The 23,199-nt window shown below is 39.6% G+C and carries 16 protein-coding genes; 6 read left to right on the top strand and 10 right to left on the bottom strand.

Annotated features, from left to right (window positions below; translation table 11 throughout):
- Nucleotides 1-36: 36 nt before the first annotated feature.
- The 3 genes from HGJ18_RS06770 to HGJ18_RS06760 are packed head-to-tail and all read right to left on the bottom strand — an operon-like array spanning nucleotide 37 to nucleotide 5,951.
- Nucleotides 37-1,794, bottom strand: coding sequence for an ABC transporter ATP-binding protein (locus HGJ18_RS06770; RefSeq protein ID WP_253695262.1), 1,758 nt, complete (start codon nucleotides 1,792-1,794; stop codon nucleotides 37-39).
- Nucleotides 1,795-1,810: 16 nt separating this feature from the next.
- Nucleotides 1,811-3,553: an ABC transporter ATP-binding protein gene (locus tag HGJ18_RS06765; RefSeq protein ID WP_253695261.1), complete on the bottom strand. Its 1,743-nt coding sequence runs from the start codon at nucleotides 3,551-3,553 to the stop codon at nucleotides 1,811-1,813.
- A 28-nt stretch (nucleotides 3,554-3,581) separates the two neighbouring features.
- Nucleotides 3,582-5,951 (bottom strand): efflux RND transporter permease subunit, encoded by a 2,370-nt coding sequence (locus HGJ18_RS06760; protein WP_253695260.1) that lies wholly within the window; start codon nucleotides 5,949-5,951, stop codon nucleotides 3,582-3,584.
- A 232-nt stretch (nucleotides 5,952-6,183) separates the two neighbouring features.
- On the opposite strand from HGJ18_RS06760, the gene HGJ18_RS06755 reads away from it, so the two are divergent.
- Genes HGJ18_RS06755 through HGJ18_RS06740 form a run of 4 tightly spaced genes read left to right on the top strand, consistent with a single transcriptional unit; the run spans nucleotide 6,184 to nucleotide 11,994 of the window.
- Nucleotides 6,184-7,713: a phytoene desaturase family protein gene (locus tag HGJ18_RS06755; protein WP_253695259.1), complete on the top strand. Its 1,530-nt coding sequence runs from the start codon at nucleotides 6,184-6,186 to the stop codon at nucleotides 7,711-7,713.
- Between the two features lie 34 nt (nucleotides 7,714-7,747).
- Nucleotides 7,748-8,662 carry a phytoene/squalene synthase family protein gene (locus HGJ18_RS06750; RefSeq protein WP_253695258.1) on the top strand — a complete coding sequence of 305 codons (915 nt, stop codon included), beginning with the start codon at nucleotides 7,748-7,750 and terminating at the stop codon, nucleotides 8,660-8,662.
- A 16-nt stretch (nucleotides 8,663-8,678) separates the two neighbouring features.
- On the top strand, nucleotides 8,679-10,145 hold the full coding sequence (locus tag HGJ18_RS06745) for a DUF92 domain-containing protein (protein ID WP_253695257.1): 1,467 nt from the start codon (nucleotides 8,679-8,681) through the stop codon (nucleotides 10,143-10,145).
- A 55-nt stretch (nucleotides 10,146-10,200) separates the two neighbouring features.
- Nucleotides 10,201-11,994, top strand: a complete 1,794-nt coding sequence (locus HGJ18_RS06740) for a M3 family oligoendopeptidase (RefSeq protein WP_253695256.1) — start codon at nucleotides 10,201-10,203, stop codon at nucleotides 11,992-11,994.
- Nucleotides 11,995-12,126: 132 nt separating this feature from the next.
- Here HGJ18_RS06740 and HGJ18_RS06735 read toward each other — a convergent pair whose 3' ends face one another.
- The 6 genes from HGJ18_RS06735 to HGJ18_RS06710 form a co-directional block, all read right to left on the bottom strand.
- Nucleotides 12,127-13,872 (bottom strand): ABC transporter ATP-binding protein, encoded by a 1,746-nt coding sequence (locus tag HGJ18_RS06735; RefSeq protein WP_253695255.1) that lies wholly within the window; start codon nucleotides 13,870-13,872, stop codon nucleotides 12,127-12,129.
- Between the two features lie 28 nt (nucleotides 13,873-13,900).
- On the bottom strand, nucleotides 13,901-14,554 hold the full coding sequence (locus HGJ18_RS06730; protein WP_002669823.1) for a 3'-5' exonuclease: 654 nt from the start codon (nucleotides 14,552-14,554) through the stop codon (nucleotides 13,901-13,903).
- Nucleotides 14,554-16,317 carry a phospho-sugar mutase gene (locus HGJ18_RS06725; RefSeq protein WP_253695254.1) on the bottom strand — a complete coding sequence of 588 codons (1,764 nt, stop codon included), beginning with the start codon at nucleotides 16,315-16,317 and terminating at the stop codon, nucleotides 14,554-14,556. Before HGJ18_RS06725 ends, HGJ18_RS06730 begins: the two co-directional genes overlap by 1 nt.
- Before the next feature lie 123 nt (nucleotides 16,318-16,440).
- A complete protein-coding gene (locus HGJ18_RS06720) occupies nucleotides 16,441-16,821 on the bottom strand; it encodes a hypothetical protein (protein WP_253695253.1) in 381 nt (126 codons plus the stop codon).
- Nucleotides 16,814-17,374: a Panacea domain-containing protein gene (locus HGJ18_RS06715; RefSeq protein WP_253695252.1), complete on the bottom strand. Its 561-nt coding sequence runs from the start codon at nucleotides 17,372-17,374 to the stop codon at nucleotides 16,814-16,816. Before HGJ18_RS06715 ends, HGJ18_RS06720 begins: the two co-directional genes overlap by 8 nt.
- Nucleotides 17,375-17,530: 156 nt before the next feature.
- Nucleotides 17,531-19,243, bottom strand: a complete 1,713-nt coding sequence (locus HGJ18_RS06710) for a YifB family Mg chelatase-like AAA ATPase (RefSeq protein ID WP_253695251.1) — start codon at nucleotides 19,241-19,243, stop codon at nucleotides 17,531-17,533.
- Between the two features lie 257 nt (nucleotides 19,244-19,500).
- On the opposite strand from HGJ18_RS06710, the gene HGJ18_RS06705 reads away from it, so the two are divergent.
- On the top strand, nucleotides 19,501-20,892 hold the full coding sequence (locus HGJ18_RS06705) for an aspartate ammonia-lyase (RefSeq protein WP_253695250.1): 1,392 nt from the start codon (nucleotides 19,501-19,503) through the stop codon (nucleotides 20,890-20,892).
- A 44-nt stretch (nucleotides 20,893-20,936) separates the two neighbouring features.
- Here HGJ18_RS06705 and HGJ18_RS06700 read toward each other — a convergent pair whose 3' ends face one another.
- The gene (locus tag HGJ18_RS06700) at nucleotides 20,937-22,244 is read right to left on the bottom strand and encodes an OmpA family protein (protein ID WP_253695249.1); all 1,308 of its coding nucleotides are present in this window, start codon (nucleotides 22,242-22,244) and stop codon (nucleotides 20,937-20,939) included.
- A 152-nt stretch (nucleotides 22,245-22,396) separates the two neighbouring features.
- Here HGJ18_RS06700 and HGJ18_RS06695 point away from each other — a divergent pair, with 152 nt between their 5' ends.
- Nucleotides 22,397-23,161 carry an Rpn family recombination-promoting nuclease/putative transposase gene (locus HGJ18_RS06695; RefSeq protein WP_002690544.1) on the top strand — a complete coding sequence of 255 codons (765 nt, stop codon included), beginning with the start codon at nucleotides 22,397-22,399 and terminating at the stop codon, nucleotides 23,159-23,161.
- The last annotated feature ends 38 nt before the right edge of the window (nucleotides 23,162-23,199 follow it).

The following is a 23,199-nucleotide window of genomic DNA, read 5'->3' as shown; positions in this document are numbered from 1 at the left end:
TTATCCTCTCAGGCTTATTGCCTCTGTATATTTTATCTACACCTGCCACGATGCAGCTTTTTCGCGCATACCGACAAAGTGAGCATAAATACCGTCCTGCTGTACGAGCTCGGAGTGTTTGCCGTGCTGTACGATATTTCCTTTATCCATAACAAATATTTGATCGGCGTTTTTGATAGTTGAAAGTCTATGCGCAATGATGATTGCGGTTTTGTTTTTTAAAAGCTCATCGAGGGCACTCATCAATTTCTCTTCGTTTTCGGGGTCTACACTTGAAGTTGCTTCATCGAGGATAACAATGGAGCTCGGTTTGAGCATTGCCCTCGCAATGGAAATACGCTGGCGCTCTCCGCCTGAAAGATTGCTTCCACCTTCTTGCAGCACGGTATTATAACCATCCGGCAGCTCCATGATAAAATCGTGGCATTGAGCGGCTTTTGCCGCAGCGATAATTTCTTCATCGCTTGCATCCGGTTTTCCGAATTTGATGTTGTTTTTTATCGTGTCTTCAAAGAGGTACACATCCTGAAATACAAAAGTAAAGTTCGATAAAAATGTATCGTATGCAAAATCTTTTATATTGGTATCGCCGAGCCTTATTTCACCTGCATCGACATCCCAAAAACGGGCAATCAGCTGGCAAAGGCTTGTCTTCCCCGAACCTGAATAGCCGACCAATGCGGTTACGCTGTTTTTCGGAATATACACATCCAAGTTGCGGAAGAGCTTTTCCTCAGTGTTCTTTTTTCCACCGTATCCGAAGGTGATATTCTTGACGGTAATATCGTCATTTCCATGGGGCCGGAGCGAACCTTCCGGTAAGGCTTGAATATTTTTAACCTTAAAGAGCGTATCCAAGTTCTGCACCGCAACACCGCGCATTCTCTGCATTGTACCGGCTATTTCAAAACCGCCGAATACCACAAAGCTCGCGACAATCAGCATCAGCGTTTTTTCAATATCTATAGTCCCAATCGAATAGCGGTATAAGGCGCTCACGATAATTGCGGTTGTTCCTAATTTTAGCAGCAAAGAAAAAACCAGCAATGAAGGAGTCAGAGTCTTTTCTACGGCAAAGAAACCTGTTTTGCTTTTTTTAATACTTTCTGTCACATTTTTGAGCGCTTCGCTTGTTCTGCCGAACGCCTTTACCACACCGATTCCTTGCACATACTCCAAAATATCGGTACGCAGTTGCAGCTTAAGCTCAGTCAGTTTTGCCGTTACCGCATCGGTCTTTTTTTGGAACAGATTATTGAATACAATCGCTACTGCAAGGGTAACAAAAATGATGCAGCCTGTTACCATATCAAAGGGGAATACGAACAGTGCCATGATAACCGTTTGAATGCTTCCTGCAAACATCATTTCGAGAATCATCATGTCGATTGTTTCAACATCTGTGATAACCGTTGTTAATGCGCCGGAAATATCTCCGAGTCTGCTTTCGGAAAAATATCCCATGTGCACGTTTTTCAGCTTATCTCCGATGACGAGCCGATTTTCAGCTCCCATCGTATACGATGCGATATTTTTATTCCGGTCGGAAATATACCCAAAGATAATCTTCCCTATTATGCCGATAAGCATAATACAGAACACCGTAATGCTGTTGTTTTTTGTAACCGGCTGTGCCTGAAACACTGCACGGCTCAGAGTCAGCAAAAAATATCCGAGTCCGCCGAGAGTGAATCCTTCGAATATGCTTTTGAGCATGTCGCAGATAAACATCGTTGTTATGCGCTTTGATTGCTTTCCCGCAATCGTGTATATCTTTTTCAATAAATCAAACATTTTAGCATTCCTCCAATTATCCGTTATCCCTGCCGCTGATATGGGACTGCCACATTTTTTGATAGAGCGGCGAATCTTGTAACAGTTCGGTGTGCGTTCCCTCTGCGGCAATCCTGCCCTTATCCAGCACGATGATTTTATCGGCATTGACAATAGTGGAAAGCCTGTGTGCAATCATAATGACGGTTTTATCCTTTACGAGGTTGTCGATGGACTGTTGAATAACGGCTTCGTTTTCAGGATCGGAATAGGCGGTGGCCTCATCGAGTACGACAATGGGACTATCCTTGAGCAGCGCACGGGCAATGGTAAGCCGCTGACGTTCACCGCCTGAAAACTTACTGCCTGCGTTTCCCGCATTAGTGTCATACCCGTTGGGCAGGCTTTTGATAAAGTCGTGGATGCTTGCTTTTGTACAGGCTGTTTCGATTTCCTCGTCCGTTGCATTCTCTTTTGCCATCCTGAGATTTTCCCGAATGCTCTTGTTGAATAAAAAATTCTCCTGCGACACATATGTAACCAGCTGCATGTTCCGTTCCAAACTCATGCTGCCGATGTCGGCACCGCCGATGCTGATGTGTCCGCTATCGATATTCCAAAAGCCTGCCAGCAGTTTTGCGATGGTAGACTTGCCGCTGCCGGAAGAACCGACAATCGCAGTCAGCTGGCCCTCTTTGGCGGTAAAGTTCAATCCATCGAACACCTTTGTACCGTTCTTGGCAGCTGCACCGTCCGTTTCGCACAGTGTTCCGCCGTAGCCGAATACCACATTTTCAAAGCGCACATCAAAGCCTTGCGGATCGGGAGCCGTATCGTGCCGTATCAGTTCCGGTAAATCGAGCACCGATTTTATTTCACCGAATACGACACGCACATTTGCCATAGCATCCGTATAGGCCATCGCTTTTAAAAGCGGTTTGTACGACGCATACGAAAGCAAAATGCACATAATCAGCGTAGGAATTGTAATCCCTCCGGTCATAAAGAGGTAAAGCCCTACCGGTAATACGATAAGGAGCGTAGACGGTAGAACCTCCATCGCAGCTATCATGGCAAAACATACGCTTAAATACCAGTCGAGCATAGAGTCCCGATTGTCCTCCACTGCTTTTTGAAATTTATCATAGGATGAAGCCGACTTATTAAAAGCCTTGATAACTTTGATGCCCTGAATATATTCGACGGCAGCGGCATTCATTTTTTTTGACGCTTCAATGTACCGCTTGGACTTTGCTTCGTAATCCTTCATCATCAGCATCGAAAAAAGTATACCGAGCGGCAGTGTTACAAGGTTTGCAAGACCGATCTTCCAATTTAATATAAAAATGATAACGACAATGACAACCGGAATGAGCACATTCGCCAATACTTCAGGGATTACATGTGCAATCGGTTTTTCCATCTTATCAAGCGTTTCTACCACAAATTGAGACCACTTGCCGCTGCTTTTTTCTTCTATCGTGCCCATTGAAAGGCGGCTCAGTTTTTCCACAACCTTTTTCCGCGTATCTTCGATGACACTGAACGCAAGATTATGGGAACCGATTGTCGATATAGAATGCCCGATAAGCGCCCCTGCAAATCCGGCAAGGATAAGTCCGGCATAAGGCAAGAAAACGCGGTAATCCGTGACACCGTTTATCAGCTGTGTTACAATAGATGCAACAGCAAAGTATGGAACAATGCCGCAGGCAACACCGATAATTGCGAAAACCACTGGAACGATGATTGCGCCGATATGTTTTTTTAAGATATCCATAATAACTCCATGTGTAAGTAGTTCATAATTATTTTTTCTCTTTTCCGAAAGGCTTTGAAATATAAATCAATACGGGCGTCATCAGATAGTCGGCAATGAGGGCCGAAAAGAGACCTACTGACGCTAAGATTCCCAATCGCAGGAATGCATCTATTTTGCTCGCCATGTACATTAAAAAAGTAACCGACAAAATTATCGTAGTCATGGCAAGTGTCTTTCCTATGGAATAAAAAGAACCGACAATTGCTTTATCATAAGATCCTTCTTTTTCAAATAGGTACTTTGTATGGTTGGTAAAATGGATTGTGTCATCTACCGCTATACCGAGGACCATTGGCATAAGTGCCATTGTTACCATGTCAAGAGGAACATGGAAGTAGCCCATAATTGCTCCTGTCGTAATAATGGGCATAATGTTAGGTATAAGACCTATGAGTCCCATTTTAATACTTCCGAATACAATCATCATTAAAACACCGATTGCTGCAAGAGATGTAAAAAAAGAATTTATTTCCCCATATACTATTTTGTTATTCATCTCTGCGGCATGGGCTGCAGCTCCTGTTAAAAAGGTTTCGGCATCGGGGAAAAGTTCCGCACATTTTTTATACACGCTTTCCAAATTGGCGGCAAGTTCATTTCCGTCAAAGGCGGCAACATCTACGTTCATACGGAGAGTTCTGAATTCGTCATCAACCCAGTGGGAAGTTTCTCCACCCGATATTTCGTATAAAAATAAAAGTTGAGTTAAGAGGTCTTCATCTTCAGGTATGGTATAGAAGCTCGGATCGTCGGCATGCATGGTCTGATTCATGTCTTTTACAACATCTAAAATTGAAAATATTTTCGGCACTCCGTTATTCAGCTTTGTCAATTTAAAGCCTGATATGAGGCGGCTTAACTCCTCCAGCTTTTTTAAATTCTCCGGTTTTTTTACTGCGTCTGCTTCTTTAAATGTCAACATTACATTGTAGTTAAAATAGGCTCCCAATTGAGAATGTGTAATTTCATAAATGCGTTTTACATAAGGAATTCTTGTTCCCATAAAGTTAAAGCTGTCCATGTTTACGGTTATCATAAAAATACCGGGAAGACAAAGGACTGTTACAAGTGCAAAAACAATTAAAATCGGTTTTCGTTTTTTTAATACGGACCTTCCGAACTTTTCAAAAAAAGAATCCAGCTTTTTATATCTTATTGCACTCTTATTTTGTTCAGGAGGACAGTCCTTTCCGAAACTCATCAAAATAGGAATTAAGATGCTCACATAGACATAAACCGCAAAAACCATAGCGGCGCTTGCAAGCCCCATCCAATGCATCGGCTCGAGGTCAACCGTTAAAAACGATAAAACGGAAGCAACTGTCGTAACAACCGTAAAAAATAAAGGCCAGCCCGTATTTTCTATTGAATCGATAACGGCTTCTTTACGTTTTCCTATTGCGTAAAAGCTGTTTCTAAAAGAATTTACAAGGTGAATTGAGTAGCCTACCGAAAGAGCCATTGCAAGAATTATTGGAACGGAAAGCATTTCGGAACTTCCTTCAATATTTAAATGCCCCATAAAACCTAAAACTGAAACTATTGCACCTGTGGTGGCTATGATAGGTACTATCGTACCTCTTAGCGAGCGTGCAAAAATAACGAGAAGAATTATCATACACATAAAACTAAGGCTTACGCATTTTTTTATGTCTGCGTTCATAACAATCTTTTCTTCCGTTTCAGTGTAGGGGAGACCTGCAGGTTTTATTGTGTAGGCAGAGCTTTTGTATTTGGGATTTGTTACGATATCGATAGCGGTTTCTCCCATGATATACATAAGCTCCTTATCCGAAGTTTTCATCCATTCTTCTCTACTCGGGGTTGCTTTAAGCGAAAGAACAAGCCAGGTTTCTTTTGCATCGCTTGAAACAAGTTTATTTACGATGGATTTTCTGGATAGGATAAAATCCTTTGCTTTTTTAAGTTCGGCAGGATCTTCAGGGATACCGTCTTTAAAGGGATTTTTTATCTCGATTCCTTCTTCCGTTCCGACGCTTATATCGATATCGGTGATAGAAGTAACCGAATCGGCGTACGGAATTTTTTCCAAAAGTTCGCTTCCGATTTCTTTAATCATTTTTAAAACCTCAGGCTTAAAAACATCATCGGATTCTATAAGCAAAACTATGGTGTCATTGCTTCCGAAAAGCTCTTTAAATCTGTCTTCATTTTTTTTCATATTCTCCGTAATGTTTACAAAAACTTCTTCGGTCATTGACGTGGCTCTAAATTTTTTTAAGCCCATTGCGGCAAATACAGTTATAGCTGCCAATAAGATGATTAAAAGCCAACGGTATTTTAATTGAAACTCACCGATCTTTTTAAAAAATATATGCAAACTTTCAAGTTTCATTTTTCAGACTCCTTATAATATTTTGATAAAAAATCTTGCTGTAAGTATATGCTAACATAAAGAACTTGTCAATCATGTAAAAGGGATAGTTTTAATTTTTTGCACTATTGTGCTTATTTTTTATTTATGATATAATGTCATTCGTTAGATAAAGACTATGATAATTATTCGGCCTATCTTTTAGAAAAACTGTTTTAATCCCATCGTATTTTTTAACTAAAAGGAGTTTTATATGAGTAAACGTGTATTGGTAGTGGGTGCCGGTATAGCAGGGCTTTCGGCCGCTATTCGATTACGGCATGCGGGATATGATGTGGAAATTTTCGAACAGGGAAATATGCCGGGCGGAAAGATGCACAGGATTGAGGCCGATGGCCATAGTTTCGATGTAGGGCCGACCCTTGTTATGATGCCCTCTGTTTATAGGGAAATTTTCGAGCTTGCCGGAAGGAATGCCGATGACTACATCCCTATGATAAGGCTTGATCCCATGTATGAGGTCTATTTTAAAGATAAAGACAGGTCTAAAGAGTACAGGCATTATGTGCTGAACTCGGATCTTATCGACTTAATGAAGATTACCGAAAAAAAAGGAGCTGAAAATGCACGCGGTTTTCTTTCGTATATTTCTGAAATTTATAAAAGATATCAAATTGCCTTGGAGTATTTTATAACGAGACCATTTAGAAAATGGTCCGATATATATAATCCATTTATGATCCTTCAAGCCCTTAAGTTAAAGACTTTTGATAGTGCAGACAAGATGATGGCTTCCTTTATGCCTGACCACGACTTGCACAGCATGTTCAGCTTTCAAACCCTATACATAGGAGTATCTCCTAAAAAAGGTCCTTCTCTTTATAATATAATTCCTTTAATAGAACTTCTGTACGGAGTTTGGTTTATCAAGGGCGGAATGCATACTATGGCTTCTCAGATGGCAAGACTTTTTGAAGAGCTCGGAGGTAAGATAAATTATAATTCTAAGGTCGATAAAATATTAACCGAGGGAAAAACCGTCAAGGGCCTTTTGGTAGGCGGAGAAAAAATTGAAGCTCCATACGTTGTGTGCAATGCAGACTTTCCCTATGCTATGACAGATTTGATTGACGATGAAAAGTTGAGAGGAAAATACAGTCCCGAAAAAATAAACAAGATGGACTATTCTTGTTCATGTCTCGTTTTTTATTGGGGTGTAGAGGGAACCTATCCTGAGCTCCCAGCCCATGCATTTGTAGTATCCGAAGACCTTGACGACAATCTTAAAAGCATTTTTGACGGAAGAAAAATAAAAGATCCGTCCGTTTATCTTCATATTCCGTCAAATGTAGATTCTTCAATGGCTCCCAAAGGTAAGTCAAGCTTTTATCTTTTAATTCCTGTTTCTGAGATTGTAACTTCTCAATATGACTGGAACGAAGAGACTATAGACTATTACAAGCAAAAAGCTCTTGAATCCCTTTCAAAGCTGCCCGGACTTGCAAACTTAAAAAATTCAATCTCCGTCGAAAAAGTTTTTACTCCCAAAGATTTTGAAAAAAACTTTAATGCCTATAGGGGTGCGACCTTCGGGCTTCAGCCGACATTAACTCAAAGCAATCATTTAAGACCGCAGGCAAAGGCAAAAAACTGTGAGGGCCTTTATTTTTGCGGAAGCAGCACTCATCCCGGGGCCGGCGTTCCGATTGTGATGCAAAGCGGTAAGATCTGTGCAGAAGAGTTACGCAGGGATAACCCTGAGGACAATTTTAGTGATAAGTAACTTAAAAAAGAAATTCCGTTTAAAGAAGTCTTATATGAAGGCGGAAAAGATTATGAAAGAAAAGGCCGTAACTTTTTATCAGGCCTTTTCAAATCTTCCGCCTGAAAGGTTTAAGGGTGTTACTGCCGTCTACGCTTTTTGCCGATATGCAGATGACCTTGTCGATAAGCATATGATAGACCGTGACGAGAAAACAATATTGAAAAGTTTGTTCGATCTTGAAAATGCCGTTAAATTCATTTATTCCAACGAAAAAGGCTCTTACAGTGATAAAAATCCTGTTCTGCAAGAAGACTGGTGGCCTGCCTTTGAACACACGGTAAAAAAAATCAATATTTCTTCAAAGGGATTTTTCATGCAAATAAATGGACAACGTATGGATCTTTCCTCTAATGACATTAAAACCTTTGATGAGTTTATAGAATACTGCCGTCTTGTTGCAGGTTCGGTAGGCCTTATGATGATTCCCTTTTTGGTACGTTCAGAGAAAGATATGGATGAAGATTTTGTTAAGTCTTGTGAAGAGCTTGGAATAGCAATGCAGATTACAAATATTTTGCGGGATGTGGGGGAGGATTTGCGAGAAAAAAATAAGGTTTATCTTCCGGCTTCCTTGCTGGAAAAATACGGCATTACGAGAAAGGAACTCGAAACTCTTTCCAAGTATAGTAGTGAAGAAAGAATTGAAGATCTTATCCCCAAAAAGTTTATTTCACTTTGGGAAAAGCTTGCTTCTATTGCCGACGGCTACTATGCTTCATTTGAAAAAAAACTTTCTTACTTTCATCCTGATTGTGCCGCAATTGTTTTTGCCGCAGCAATGATGTATCGAGGAATTGCTGATGCAGTAAGAGAAGCTTCATATAATTGCTTTACAAAAAGATGCTATACACCTGAACATATAAGAAAAGCAGTCATAGTTGAGGCAAAGTTAATCAACCATATTTAATTTTGGAGGATTTGAAATGAAAAATATTTGGTTAATTTTAATTTCATTTTTGTATATTTTTTTTGTTTTATTTTTATCGGCATTGGTGTCAAAGTTTACAAGAAAAGATTCCGAGGTACCAAGAAAACTTATTCATATTTTGGTTGGTAACTGGGTCTTTTTAACGCCTATGCATACCGAACTTTGGGCTGTGCTCTTTGTTCCCTTTACCTTTATCATTATTAACAGCCTGAACTTAAAGTATAAGTTTCTTTCTTCGATGGAAAGGAGCGATACCAATCCGGGAACCGTGTACTATGCTGTAAGTTTATTCTTGCTATCGGGAGCAAGTTTTATTTTGGGATGGAAAAGTCTTTCATTTATCGGGATTCTTATCATGGCTTACGGCGACGGTCTTGCTGCCCTTACAGGGAAAAAATGGGGTGCAATAAAACCTTTTTCGTTTGCAGTGGAGAAAAGTCTTGTAGGTTTTATTACTGTGCTTATGTTTTCTTTTGCAATTACCGCAGGCTGTCTTTATGTTTTTGCCCCTTCTGAAATAGGCCGGGAATTGAGCTTTTTTAGTATTATGCTTATTTCATTGTCCACTGCCTTATTTTCAGCCTTTGTAGAAATTACAGGAAAAAACGGTGCCGATAACTTATCCCTTCCTATAGGTTCCGCCTTGTTTGCTTCTCTTTTAATGCACTACGGCAATTTAGGATTTTATATTTATATCCTTGTTTCAGTCCTAATTCTGTATGCAGCTTATAAGTTACGTGCAATAAGGCCTGACGGAATTGTAGCTGCTCTTATAACTGCAATGACCCTCTATGCCTTAGGCGGGACTTGGATGGGCTTGAGCTTAATAGGCTTTTTTGTTGCAGGAAGTTTTGTAAGCTTTTTAAAAAATCAAACCAAACGTAAGGCTGAAAAATTACAGGAGGATAACGGAGCCAGGTCATGGAAGCAGGTTTTATGTAACTCGCTTCCGGCCTGCATATTGCTTTGGCTTTTTTATTTTTTCCCCGAAAAAAAAGTTTTCTTACTTTTAGCATTTGCGGTTTTTTCTGCCGCTAATGCCGATACCTTTTCTTCCGAGTTAGGAATGCTTTGGAAAGGAAAGGTGTTTAACATCTTAAATGGGAAAAAACTGGAGAGAGGACTTTCGGGCGGTGTTTCTTGGGCAGGATTTTGTGCCGGTCTTTTGGGCAGCGTACTTCTTTCTCTTTTTGCCCTTCCTCAGTTCGGTCTCTGCGGAATGATTTTTATAGCCGTTTTAGGCTTTACCGGCTCTTTGATAGATAGTTATTTAGGTGCTGCCTTTCAACGCAAATATAAAACTCCGGATGGTATTATTTGGGACAAAAACATCGGCCCTTCAGCAGTTCTTGCAGGAGGTTATAAGCTGATAAGCAACAACATGGTAAATTTTTTTACGTTAATTTCTGTTTCGGTTTTAGGATATATAGGTGCCCATTATTTTTGCAGACTATGCTTTTAATATTGACATAAATAGTTTTAAGCGCTAAAATTATGATTGACTTAAGGAGATACTAATGCAAAACAAAACTGCACCGAGATGGGATTTAAAAAATATTTATCCCGATTTTAAATCAAAAGAATATGCGGAATCAAAAAAGAGAATTCCTGCATTGACTTCCAAGTTTGAAAAACACTTAAAGGCTTTTTCGGATAAGGACTTAAAAAAATGGCTGGTAAAAGCTTTGGATATTTTAAACGAGTTTAATGCCGAATCCGAAACTCTTTATGCCTATGCTTCGGCCGTGTATACAACCGATACCGAAAATAAAGAAGCTTTGTCTGAGCTTAACTCTATATCGGCTATCCTTGTTCCGTTTACGCCCCTTGGAGTTCGCTTTTCCAATATCTTGGCTTCCGTTTCCAAAGAGGTAAAGGACTTGATTAAAAACGACAAGGATTTACGATACGCTTCTTTCTATTTGGAAGATACCTTGTTTTGGCAAAAAAAACAGATGAGCGAAGAAGAGGAATCCTTGGCTGCCGATCTAGCCCGCTCCGGTGCTTCGGCTTGGAGCAAATTACAGAGCACGATGACTTCAACAGCTTCATGTATTTGGGATGAAAAAACTAAGGAAGAAAAAACCTTGGTTCAGCTTAGAGCGATGGCCTATGATAAGGATGAGGCTGTCCGCGAAAAGGCTTTTAAAAAAGAACTTGAGCTTTGCAAGTCCATCGAAAAGCCCGTTGCCGCAGCCTTAAACGGCGTAAAGGGAACTTCTATCACCTTAAATAAAAGGCGTAACTGGAAGGGCGGCACAATCGAAAAATCTGTAAAGCAGGCAAATATAACTCAAAAAACTCTTGACTCCTTAATTTCCGCCATCAAAGATTCTCTTCCTTCATGGAGAAAATATTTAAAGGCTAAGGCTATGCTCTTAGGCAAAAAGGAATTGCCCTTTTATGACCTCTTTGCTCCGGTTTCAAAATCATTTCCGACATATACTTGGGAAGAAGCAAAGGCATTGGTAATCGAAAACTTTTCTTCATTTTCAAAGAACATGGGAGACTTTGCAAAAAAGGCCTTTGCCTCCAACTGGATAGACGGTGAGGTACGCAACGGCAAGGTCGGCGGAGCCTACTGTACTCATTTTCCCGTAACAAAGGAACCCAGAGTTCTTTGCAACTTTGACGGCTCTTTTTCTTCGGTAAGTACCTTAGCACACGAGTTGGGACACGCCTTCCACTTTAATGTTATAAAGGATATGCCCGTAATAAATCAAAACTATCCTATGACCCTTGCCGAAACAGCTTCTATTTTTGCAGAAACCATTTTGTTTGAAAGTGAAATTAAAAAAATGAATGAAGAGCAAAAGACTGCTCTATTGGAAATTCACCTTCAAGACGGTTGTCAGGTATTGATCGATATTCTTTCGCGTTTTTATTTTGAACGCTCCTTTATGGAAGAAAGGGAAAAGCATGAACTTACAGCTGAAGACTGCTGCCGTCTGATGCTTGACGCTCAAAAGAAAAGCTATGGAAACGGGCTTGACTCTAACTTGCTTCATCCCTATATGTGGCTTGTTAAGGGACATTATTATTCTGCCGGCTTGGGCTTTTATAACTTCCCCTATGCCTTCGGCCAGCTTTTTGCTCTCGGCCTTTATAACCGCTATAAAAAGGAAGGAGAAAAGTTTACTTCTGTTTACGAGGATATTTTAAGAAAGACCGGTATGATGGATGCCGTTAAGGTAACAAGGAGTGCAGGCTTTAATATCGAAACTCCGGACTTCTGGAAAGAAGGCATAAAGATTTTTACGGATCAGATAAGCGAATTTGAAAAGCTCGTAAAAAAAGCAAAGAAAAAATAAGCCTTATTGTTTTGATAAAATATTTATAAGCCTCGACTGATTTTAGGGCGTATATAAAAAACTTGTTGGATTTTTGTATATGCCCGTCGAGTTTTTCATAAGTCTTTATATATTTTTTTATTATAGAAAATTTCAAAATGCACTTGCCTGCATAGTATAAAGCTCGGCATAATACTTGTTGGTTTGCATTAAATTTTCGTGGCTGTCAAAGCCTACAATTTCACCGTTTTGCAAAACTAAAACTTTATTAGCTTTTTTTACAGTCGATAAACGGTGCGTAACAAAGAAAACGGTTTTACCCTTTGTCAGCTCCAAGAACTTTTCATAAATGATAAATTCGGAGCGAGGGTCAAGAGATGCAGTCGGTTCATCCAAAATAAGAATTTCAAAATTGCCGAAAAACGCACGGGCTATCGCAAGCTTTTGCCATTGACCGCCCGATAAATCCCGCCCGTCTTCAAATTGAGTTCCTAACAGCTGTTCTAAATTTTCGGTTTCATCAAAACCGGATTTTTTTAAAGCAAGCAAAATTTCGTCATCGTCTGTAATTTTTCTTAAATCGGAAAGAGCCGTATTTTCACGAACCGTTAAATCAAACTTTGCGTAGTCTTGAAAAACAGCACCGATAATTTTTCTATACTCAATAACATCATAGTCTTCAATTGAAGTTTCATCAAATTTTATTGCACCTGAAGAAGGTTTATAGAATTTACAAAGCAATTTCATCATCGTGGTTTTACCGCTTCCGTTTTCACCTACGATTGCAATTTTTTCACCATTAGTAATTGAAAAAGAAATATTTTGTAAAGCAAAATTTTCATTCGATTGATACTTAAATGAAACATCATCAAAAATAATTTTATTAAAGTTTGAATTAATTATTTTATTTTCCCCTTTGCAGTTCGGCGGTAAATTGATAAAATCAAAATACTTTTGCATATATAAAAGCGTGTCATACAATAAACTTGAATCTTCTACCAAACGGGAAATGCTTTGCGTTGTATATAAGATACTTGACGAAAAAATTAAAATACTTCCGACTAAAAAAGCTCCGGAAAATGTGCCTTTTATAATCGTATTAAAGACGAATACGCTGATTGCCGTACTCACAATTAAAAATGAAACGGAAGCTGCAAGTTTTTTAACACGGTTTAACTTTATTCCCTTATTTATTCTTTTAAATGTGTCTTTGTATTTATCGATGAAAAAATCATAGAGACCGTATAACTGTACATCTTTTATATTCTCTTTTGAAAGTAATGAACTTGAGTAATAACTTAGCTTTCTTGAATCCGGTGTATTTGATACTAACACTTCAAAGGCTTCTTTCTGTATCCTATAAAAAACAATGCTTTGAGGAATAATTGCGATAAACATTAAAAGTGAAATAAATGGACTGAAATCGGCAAGTAAAACAAGCATAGAAACTGCCGTTATGATACAGCTTATTATGCTTGCACCGAAAACAAGTAAGTTTACGGGGCGCCAGCTTGCCTCTTGGCATAAAATATCAATGTCATCGTAAAACGAGCTGTCTTCAAAAACCGTAAGCTCCGATATTGCTCTCGATTTATTCATAAGCGAAGTATTTAAATACAGTGTAAGTTTGTCGGTTAAAAAGCCTTGTATGGTGGTATATACGGGCTGTAAAATATTTGATAACAAAAAAGCGGCAGCCCACACAATTAAAATGAAGATAACTCCATTTATGTTTTTTTCCGCTACGGCATTTATGATTTTGTTTGCCGAATAAATAAGAAGCGAAGGCATAAGTGCTTGAAGCGGAATTACCGCCAAAAGCAAAACGGAATGAAACTTATCGGCTTTAAACACAACCGACAAACTCTTAAAGTAAAGACGAAAAAAGTTTTTAATCATAAATACACATACCATCCTCTTAGTTTAATTAAAATAAATTTTGAACTAATTTTCCGCCGTCAGTTTCAGGGTCCTTGGTGCTCAAATATTCGGAAATATCGACATCTTTTTTATAATAGTCAAGCATATCCTTGTTTTTTTCAAAGAAATGACTTACGGCTATTTTGAAGAATTCCATACAGACTCTGGCATCGTCCTCGGCACGGTGGGCATTTACGGCTTGAACGCCGAACTGTGTTGCAAGGTTTTGCAGGGCGTAGCTTTGTAAGCCCGGCAGGGTTTCGCGTGCAAATGTTAGGGTGTCAAAGACCTTGTTTGTAAGCTTTGTTTTGCCGCACCTTTCAAGCTCGCAGTTTATAAAGTTTATATCGAAGCTTGCATTATGGGCAACCAAAACCGTGTTGCGGATAAAGTCTAAAAAGTCGGGCAAAACTTCTGCGAATTTAGGCTGGCCTGCAAGCATCTCATCGGTTATCTGATTTACCTTGCCCGCTTCGGGAGGCATGGGTTTTTCAGGGTCAATCAAAACATTGTAGCGGGCGATAACTCCGCGAATGTCGAATTTTACGCAGCCGATTTCGACGACTCTTTCTGCCTTGGCCTCCGTGCCCGTTGTTTCGGTATCGAAGGCCGTAAAAACCGCTTTATCATAGACGGCACTGATCCAATCGTAAGAGCTCATTATGTGTTTAGTACCCCGTTAAATTCTTTTTCGAATTCGGCAATCTTTTTATCCGATTGTTTTTTAGCTTCTTCAACCGATGAAACAACCTTTTCGGAATGGATTATGTAGATCTTTATCTTGGGTTCGGTACCGCTGGGCCTTATGCATATTATGGAGCCGTCTTCCAAATAATATTGAAGAACATTGCTTTTAGGCAGAGTAACTGTAGTTTTTTTTGTCGGCTCTAAAGGAGAATATTCCGTGCTTTCTTGAATGTCCCTAATGGTTTTTACCTTCACGCCGGCAATTTCGCTTAAATTTCTTTCCCGAACTCTTACCATCATGTCCTGCATAATCTTTAAGCCTTCTGCTCCCGGGTATACCATGTTGATGGTCTTTTCTCCGTAAAAGGCAAATTTAGAAAAGATTTCGTTTAGCCTGTCTAAAAGGCTCTTTCCTTTGCTTCTCCAATAGAGGGTCATCTCGGCACAAATTGCAGAAGAGGCAATTCCGTCCTTATCTCTTACCTCGGTTCCGAAGTTGTAGCCGAAGCTTTCTTCATAACCGTAAAGATAGGAGTGAGAGCCCGTGCTTACCATCCTTTCGGCAACGCCGCATATCCACTTAAAGCCGGTAAGACATTCTTCGCTTTGCACATTGTAAGAGGCAGCAATCAAATCGCTTAAGGGAGAGGTTACTATAGAGCGTACTATTGCGGCATTTTGAGGCAGTTTATTTTGTTCTTTTAATGTAAGACAGATATAATCCGCAAAGAGGGCTCCCATCTGGTTGCCGCTTATAAGCTGCATTTCGCCTGCATCGTTTTTTACCGCACAGGCAAAGCGGTCGGCATCGGGATCGGTGGCCATCAAAATATCGGCTCCTTCCTTTATAGCCAAATCCATGGCCATCTTTAAGGCTTTCGGGTCTTCGGGATTGGGATAGCTTACCGTCGGGAAATTTCCGTCAGGTTCACGCTGTTCGGGAACGCTTATAACATTAAAGCCCATTTCTCCCAGTACCTTTTCTACATGCATAGCTCCCGTTCCGTGAAGGGGAGTGTAAACTATCTTTACCTTGGAAGCCATATTTTTAATAATTTCTTGACGGCTGATTTTCTTTTTAAGCATAGCCCAGTATTTTTCATCGATTTCTTTATCGATTATTACGAGCTTTCCGTTTTTAAGAGCTTCTTCTTCGCTCATCATTTTGATTGAAGAAACCTCGCCTACCTTTTTAATGATGCCCGAATCATGGGGTGGGGTAATCTGGGCTCCGTCCGACCAGTAGGCCTTGTAGCCATTGTATTCCGGAGGATTGTGCGAGGCTGTTACTACAATTCCCGTATCGCAGCCGAGTTCCCTTATGGCATAAGAAAGTTCCGGCGTAGGCCTGAGGCTCGAAAAAAGGTAACAGCGGATATTGTTTGCCGCAAAAATCAGAGCAGCCGTTTTTGCAAAAACATCCGAAAAGCGTCTTGAGTCGTAGGCAATTACGGCACTTAAAGAACCGGCCTTAGCCTTGTCAGGCTTTGCTTCAATCAGATAATCCGCAAGTCCTTGGGTTGCATTTTTTATTACTAAAGGATTCATGCGGTTTGTGCCGCCTCCTATGATTCCCCTTAAACCTGCCGTTCCGAATTCCAAATCCCTATAAAAGCGGTCATATAATTCTTTTTCATCGTTTTTTTCGATTAAAGCCTTAACCTCTTCTGAGAATTTTACTTCCTTTTCTTCGGAAACATATTTTTTTGCTCTATTTAATATTTCATTTTTATCCATAAAAAGTCCTCCGTTTATAACTTTATAATTATATCACAGTTCAGAGGTTTCCTGCAAGGGTATGAAAAGTCTTGACAAGCTTATAATAAGTACCTCAGTAAATCTGCTTTATTACTTGGATTGTTACAGATACGGAAAAAGAGATTTAACCTCGGCAGATATAAATTTAGATTGCTTTAAGGCGCTTTGTATTCTTTTTAGAAGCGTATCGGATATATCCTCTTTTTTTATGAGCCAGCCTTTATTGATACCGTTTATAATATCTATTGTAGACATAATCTTTGTACGTTTAAAGTCTACAATAGATTTATGTTTTATAAAAGGATGTTCGCCGGGGTGTATTATACAGCTTTTATCCTGATTGTCAAATTTTAAAGAGGTAACAGATGCTACTATTTGCTCGTTATTTTTATCGGAATCGGAGACTATAATACGCAAGTGCCGAAATTCTTGGCCCGATTTAGATTTTTCAGGTTTGCTTAAAAAGGTTGTTTTTTTAGGCATTTAATTCGGATAGTTGAGCAAGGGCGGCTTCTTCTTGAGCAAAAGACTGTTCCTCTTCAATAATAAAGGCGATCTCATCGGGGCTTTTGCCTAGGGCTTGTAGGATAGATTCAATACTTATCGGCAGGGCTGAATCTTTAGGATCAGTCCATTCCGGGCAGTTTGCATGAGTATAGTCGATAAGGTCTGTAAAGGTGTAATCATGAAATTTAGAGTCGATACCGTCTAAAACTTCTTTTTCGTAGTCGGATAAAGTGTTACATGGTATCTTATCTGTTAAAGCAACAAGATCGAAACCGTCTTTTAAAAAGCGGCTATTCCATAGGCTCTGGTCGTTTTGATTGCCTTTATTACGGATAAGATTATATGTATTTGATAATATAGGGCCCGCTTTTAAGGCTGCGTAGGTATCGCCAGTAATGGGAGAACCGATATCATAGTAAGATTGACGATCGGCGAGGTAGAGCATTTTAAGAAGTTTTGTATAATTGAGCCGATACTCATATTTTTTGAGCATATAATTTACAACTTCAATGAGTTTATGTATATTCATAAAATACCCCCTTAGTTTTAATCTAGCACCTAGGCTCCCCTTTGTCAATACTTTTTTTACAATTTTTACTTTTTTTACGATATAAAAATTCAGCGTATTTCTTCAAGGGTGCAAAAAAAACGTAACAAATCAAAAAAATTCCGGAACTAAAACCGTCTATAAAAAATCCGGAAGATACTTTATCCACTGCCTCAAGGCTGCCGCTTCTTCGATATGGGCTAAGGAAATATTTTCGCTTGACTCTATGTCGGCGATTGTGCGGGATATTTTTAAGAGGGCGTGGCTTCCTCTTCCCGAAAGTTTTTTTGAGTCAACAATTACGGAAAAAAATCTTTCCGCCTCGCCACTCATTTTGCAAACTTCAGCCGTTTCTTGGGGTGAAAGTTTTGCGTTTTCATAAATTATGTTTTGCACTTTTTTCTCCTTATTTGTAAATTTTAATCTTTCCCATTGAATGAGCCTTGCGTTTTTTATTTTTTCTCTCATCGTTTGGGTAGAATATTTTGCCTCCGCCAAAATGTTTTCAGGCTTGGGCGGCATTACCGGAACCCTTATATCGATTCTGTCCAAGAGGGGGGCCGTAAGTTTTTTCCAATATTTTTCGATTTCATAGGGGAGACAGGTGCAGACTTTTCCGGGGCTCCCGAAGTTCCCGCAGGGGCATGGGTTAATCGCAAGTAGAAGCTGAAAGCGGGCAGGGAAGGTGCTGCTTCTTCCGGCACGGCTCAAGGTTACGCTCCCCGTTTCTAAAGGAGCACGGAGACTTTGCAAAACGCTTGCCTTAAATTGAGCCGCTTCATCCAAAAAAAGAACGCCCCCGTGAGCGAGGGAAACTTCGCCCGGCATACATTTTCCGGCTCCTCCTATTATGCCTTCCATGCTTGCATTTTGAGATGGCATTCTAAAGGGCGGTCTTTTTAAAAGACGGGGGCTCGATTGAGGCAAAAGGCCTGCGATGCTGTAAATGCGGGTTGTTTCCATTGCCGTTTTTTCGTCCATGTCTGGGAGGAGTAGGTGGAAGCGGCTTAAAGAAAGGGTTTTTCCGCACCCGGGAGGTCCGTAGGATATCAGGTTATGGCCGCCTGCTGCCGCTATTTCTAAAGCCCGTATAAGGCCGTCCTGTCCTCGGATATCTTCAAAGCCTTTTACCAAGCCGAGCCCGCTTTTTGAGTTTTTTTGAAAATCGAAATTTTCCGTTTCTTCCGTATCGCTCCATACAAAAAGGTGTGCTGCTTCCTTATCGAGGGCGGTTCCCTTATCGGAAAAGTTTTCTTTTTTACGGCCTTTTGGCTCTGTGTAAAGTTTTCCGTTTTCTATTTGGTAGAAAAATTCCAGAGCTTCGATTAAATCGGATACTCCGAATACGTTGATGCCGTCTTCGATGAGGGCCTCGGCTTCGTTTTCTTTTGGAACTATAAAGTATTTAATGCCCTGAGAACGGGCTGCCGAGATAGCTCCTATTAGCCCGCGCACAGGTCTTACCCTGCCTGAAAGCTCAAGCTCGCCCATTATCATCACGGATTCTTCCGCCCTGCCTTCATCTCGAGGAATTATAGTTTGGGCTTTTGTTTTAACCTCTGCCGAATTTTTCTCCGCCTCTTTTGCCGTTAGGACGGCGATGGCAATAGGAAGATCAAAACCGCTTCCTTCTTTTTTTTGATCGGCAGGGCTTAAATTTATCAGTATCCTGCTTACGGGAAATTCAAGCCCCGAATTCCTGATAGCTGCCCTCATCCTATCCCTTGCTTCCTTTACCGCAGAACCCGGGAGTCCCACTATGTCGATAACCGGCAAGCCCCGCCTTAAATCTGCTTCAACCTTAATCAATTCTCCTTCATACCCAAATGACGAAAAACTTAAAATTTCCATTATATACTCCTGTCTTCAATAATAATTTTTTTTACCATCTAAAAATTTGCGATGTTTGCCCTTGGGCAAACTCGAAGATAAACATGTAGGCTTGTATTTCAAGCCGAAATGTTTATCATTCCTCTCTACTATTATTGTAGAAAAAAAATTATTTATATAGTAAAATTTTGGGAGAAAATTGAAATATTCTTTGCCCCTTGCCCCTTTTTTGTTTTAGTACTATAATGCTTGTAATTATCAATAAAATAGGAGTTTTTATGCGAAGGGAACATGACTTACTCGGAGAATTGGATATTCCGGAAGATGCTTATTATGGAATTCAAACTTTCAGAAGTGTTGAAAATTTTCAAATTACAGGATTAAGGCTCTGTGATTTTCCTGATTTTATTAAAGGCCTTGCTTATACAAAGCAGGCTGCAGCCGAAGCCAACCATGAACTCGGCTATTTAAGCGATGAAGTTTACAAGGCTATGATTCAGGCTTGTAAAGAAGTTGCCGAAGGCAAATTCGATAAGGAATTTGTAGTCGATATGATTCAGGGCGGAGCAGGAACTTCTACCAATATGAATGCAAATGAAGTTATCGCTAACCGCGCAAACGAAATTTTAGGAAAGGCTAAGGGGACTTATTCGCCATGCCATCCCAATAATCACGTAAACTTTGCTCAATCTACAAACGACGCTTATCCTACAGCTGCAAAGCTCGGTATCTCGTTAAATACACCGGCTCTTATAGATGAGCTAAAATCCCTTGTTGCTTCTTTTAGAAAAAAGGCCCAAGAACTTGGCGACAATATCAAGATGGGAAGAACCCAGCTTCAAGATGCCGTACCCATGACCCTCGGCCAAGAATTTGAATCCTATGCCGCTTCTTTGGAAAACGAAATTCCTCAGATTCAGTTTGCAAGGGAAAATCTTCACACCATAAACATGGGAGCTACCGCAATCGGAACCGGTATCAACTCGGATCCTAACTATACACCGAAAGTAACCTCTCATTTGGCAAAGATTTCGGGGCTTGATCTAAAGGCTGCAAAGAACATGATAGCTGCCACGAACGATACCTCCGACTTTGTAACATATTCTTCACAATTAAAGCGCCTTTCTGCAAAGCTTTCAAAGATATGCAGCGATTTACGCCTTCTTTCTTCGGGCCCCCGAACAGGACTTTACGATATAAGCCTTCCTCCGATGCAGCCCGGTTCTTCTATCATGCCCGGAAAGGTAAACCCCGTTATTCCTGAGGTTGTCAATCAGGTTTGCTACAGGGTTATCGGAAACGATACGGCTGTTATCTTGGCTGCAGAATCAGGCCAGCTTGAACTCAACGTTTTTGAACCCGTTATGATTTATTCTATCTTTGAGTCGATTAAGCTTCTTATAAATGCAATGAGGACTTTGAGAGAAAGATGTGTTACGGGTATTGTAGGAAACTATGAACATTGTAAGGAGAGCGTTCACCGAAGCATCGGTTTGGTTACAGCCTTAAATCCCGTCATCGGTTATGAGGCTTCCTCAGACATTGCAAAGACGGCCTTGCGCGATAACCGCAGTGTCTACGAGCTCGTTTTGGAAAGAGGACTTCTTTCAAAAGAAAAATTGGATGAGGTTTTAAAACCCGAAAACATGACAAAGCCCAGAAAGCTTTAGCTGATATAAAACCTCTAAAAACTTCAGCTTTTTAGAGGTTTTCCTTAGCCTATAATAGTAATCTCGACGCGTCTATTTTGGGCGCGTCCTTCTTCGGTGCCGTTTGGGGCAATGGGCTTTATTCCGCCGGCACCTTGATAAATAAACTTTTCGGCCGGTATGCCCCTCTTTACAAGTTTTTCGATGACGGTCTTAGCCCTTTCTTGGGATAGAATTTTTTCTTCTTCCGGCTTACCGACATCGGCTGTATGACCTTCCACAAAAAAGAATTCGCTTTCCGATTTTTTTAAAATCTTTGCTATCTCATCAAGCTTTGCTTCTTCTCCTTTTAAAAGAACAGCCTTATCAGGTTCAAATTGAAGATTTTTAAGCCTCAGCATTGTACCCCGTTTTGTTTTAGCTACTTCAAAATCTTTATTGGGTTTGATTTCGGTTTTTTCTTTTTGCAAAGGATTTTCTTGTGAGGGTGTTTTTTTTGAGGCAGCTTCTTGTGAAGGGCCGCCTTGTGCAAGGGCTCTTCCCGTGTAAGAATAAAAATGAAGCAAAAAACCTCGGTGTTTTATTTTTTTTCCGTCTGCATAAAAAAACTCTTCATCTATTTTTTCGCGTATTAAAACGGGTCTATTTATATCATCAAGGTAGATGTCTGTTTTTCTTCCTCCTTCCGAGCTCATAAGTTCATCATCGCCCATCATGTCCGAGTGTTTGTAGCGGAGTCCGAAGGCTGCTTCTACATGATGAACGCTTTGACCGTTTAAACTGGTTTTTCCCTTATATTTAAAACCTGCATTCACCGGAATCCTTACAGCGGTTTTTTCAGGCTTGGGTCTTACTACTACGGTACATTTTCCTTCCCAAGTTTTTCCTATGTCAGCGGGGGTAAACTCTGTTTCAGGCAAAATCGGAAAATTTCTTAAAAGAGGGTAACCCGAATCTTCATCGAAAATTTGAGGTTGGTAAGGATTTTCAATATCTTCTTCATCTTGTTCCGGAATAAATTTAAATGAAATGGGTAAGATCGAATCTATCGGTAAAGCGGCTTTAAGCCCGTCTTTCCTGGTTTTTTGAAGCACAAAGGCTTCTCCCTCGTAAAGATAGGCTTCCTCATTGCCGAGCCTTGTTTCGCTAATATAAAGGCGGGTTTCTCTGGAAGTAAGCCTTGCATATCTTCCGTCAATGTAGACAGAGTAATCGGCTCTTTCCGTAATGAGTATTTTGCCGTGGGATAAATCTTCTTGCCCTAAAATAAGATTTAAACAAAAATTAAAGAGAATGCAGATTAAAAAAAGTTTTTTTCCAAAGGTGCGGTTTTTTGGTTTATAGTAATTTTTAGCTGTCTGAATATTTATCATACTAATAGTTATACCACAAGAGAGCACATTGTTCAATTAAGGAATGCCGGAGTTATGTTTGTGTTAATATCAGAATAATTTACTATTTTTTTTAAATATTTTCTATAAATATAATGAGGAGGAAAAAAATATTAAAAATTTAGGAGAAAAAAATGGTAAAAAGATTTGAAGATTTGACGTTTACGGACGATTTTATGTTTTGTAAAGTTATGCAAAATCCGGATTTATGCAAAAGACTCATTGAGATGATACTGGCCGATACAATAGGTAAAATTGCATATATTTCGATACAGCATAATCTTAAAAACTATGAACAGGCAAAGTCGGTGAGATTTGATGTTTTAGTGCAGACAGAAAACGGTAATTTATACGATGTTGAAATGCAGGTAAGCAATGAGAAGAATATACCTAAAAGAATGAGGTTTTACCAAGCAGCTATAGACATTTCGTTCTTGGATAAAGGGAATTTCTATAACGATTTAAATGACAGCTTTATAATTTTTATCTGTTTATTTGATGTTATCGGTAAAAATAGACCTGTTTATACTTTTGAAAATATTTGTATAGAAGATAAAAATATATCTTTACAAGACGGAACAAAAAAGGTTATAATAAATTCAGAGGCTTTTAAAAATACCGAAGATAAAGATTTAAAAGAATTTTTAGAATATCTTAAAACAGGTAAGCCAAATAATGAATTTACAAGGAGGATAGAAGAAGTGATACAAACAATAAAAGAAAACGAACAAGCAAGACAAGAATATAGATTAATGTCTACTTTTGAGATGGACGCTAGGTATAAAGGTTTTTCAGAAGGCTTAAAGCAAACGGCTAAAAATATGAAAATGGAAAAGCTGGATATATCTTTAATTAAAAAAATAACCGGTCTTTCCGAATCCGAAATAGAAAAACTGTAAGTTTATCAAGATACTTTGCAATAAATAGTAAAATTCTG

Source organism: Treponema denticola, from assembly GCF_024181405.1.
In the GTDB taxonomy this organism is placed as follows: domain Bacteria; phylum Spirochaetota; class Spirochaetia; order Treponematales; family Treponemataceae; genus Treponema_B; species Treponema_B denticola_D.
Note: the sequence above shows the minus strand (reverse complement) of the source record. Positions and strands in the feature narration are given on the sequence as shown.

Bases quoted from the DNA above. Each gene is read 5' to 3' on its own strand.
- HGJ18_RS06770 (WP_253695262.1), bottom strand. From the start codon at position 1,794: ATGTTTGATTTATTGAAAAAGATATACACGATTGCGGGAAAGCAATCA.
- HGJ18_RS06765 (WP_253695261.1), bottom strand. From the start codon at position 3,553: ATGGATATCTTAAAAAAACATATCGGCGCAATCATCGTTCCAGTGGTT.
- HGJ18_RS06760 (WP_253695260.1), bottom strand. From the start codon at position 5,951: ATGAAACTTGAAAGTTTGCATATATTTTTTAAAAAGATCGGTGAGTTT.
- HGJ18_RS06755 (WP_253695259.1), top strand. From the start codon at position 6,184: ATGAGTAAACGTGTATTGGTAGTGGGTGCCGGTATAGCAGGGCTTTCG.
- HGJ18_RS06750 (WP_253695258.1), top strand. From the start codon at position 7,748: ATGAAGGCGGAAAAGATTATGAAAGAAAAGGCCGTAACTTTTTATCAG.
- HGJ18_RS06745 (WP_253695257.1), top strand. From the start codon at position 8,679: ATGAAAAATATTTGGTTAATTTTAATTTCATTTTTGTATATTTTTTTT.
- HGJ18_RS06740 (WP_253695256.1), top strand. From the start codon at position 10,201: ATGCAAAACAAAACTGCACCGAGATGGGATTTAAAAAATATTTATCCC.
- HGJ18_RS06735 (WP_253695255.1), bottom strand. From the start codon at position 13,872: ATGATTAAAAACTTTTTTCGTCTTTACTTTAAGAGTTTGTCGGTTGTG.
- HGJ18_RS06730 (WP_002669823.1), bottom strand. From the start codon at position 14,554: ATGAGCTCTTACGATTGGATCAGTGCCGTCTATGATAAAGCGGTTTTT.
- HGJ18_RS06725 (WP_253695254.1), bottom strand. From the start codon at position 16,317: ATGGATAAAAATGAAATATTAAATAGAGCAAAAAAATATGTTTCCGAA.
- HGJ18_RS06720 (WP_253695253.1), bottom strand. From the start codon at position 16,821: ATGCCTAAAAAAACAACCTTTTTAAGCAAACCTGAAAAATCTAAATCG.
- HGJ18_RS06715 (WP_253695252.1), bottom strand. From the start codon at position 17,374: ATGAATATACATAAACTCATTGAAGTTGTAAATTATATGCTCAAAAAA.
- HGJ18_RS06710 (WP_253695251.1), bottom strand. From the start codon at position 19,243: ATGGAAATTTTAAGTTTTTCGTCATTTGGGTATGAAGGAGAATTGATT.
- HGJ18_RS06705 (WP_253695250.1), top strand. From the start codon at position 19,501: ATGCGAAGGGAACATGACTTACTCGGAGAATTGGATATTCCGGAAGAT.
- HGJ18_RS06700 (WP_253695249.1), bottom strand. From the start codon at position 22,244: ATGATAAATATTCAGACAGCTAAAAATTACTATAAACCAAAAAACCGC.
- HGJ18_RS06695 (WP_002690544.1), top strand. From the start codon at position 22,397: ATGGTAAAAAGATTTGAAGATTTGACGTTTACGGACGATTTTATGTTT.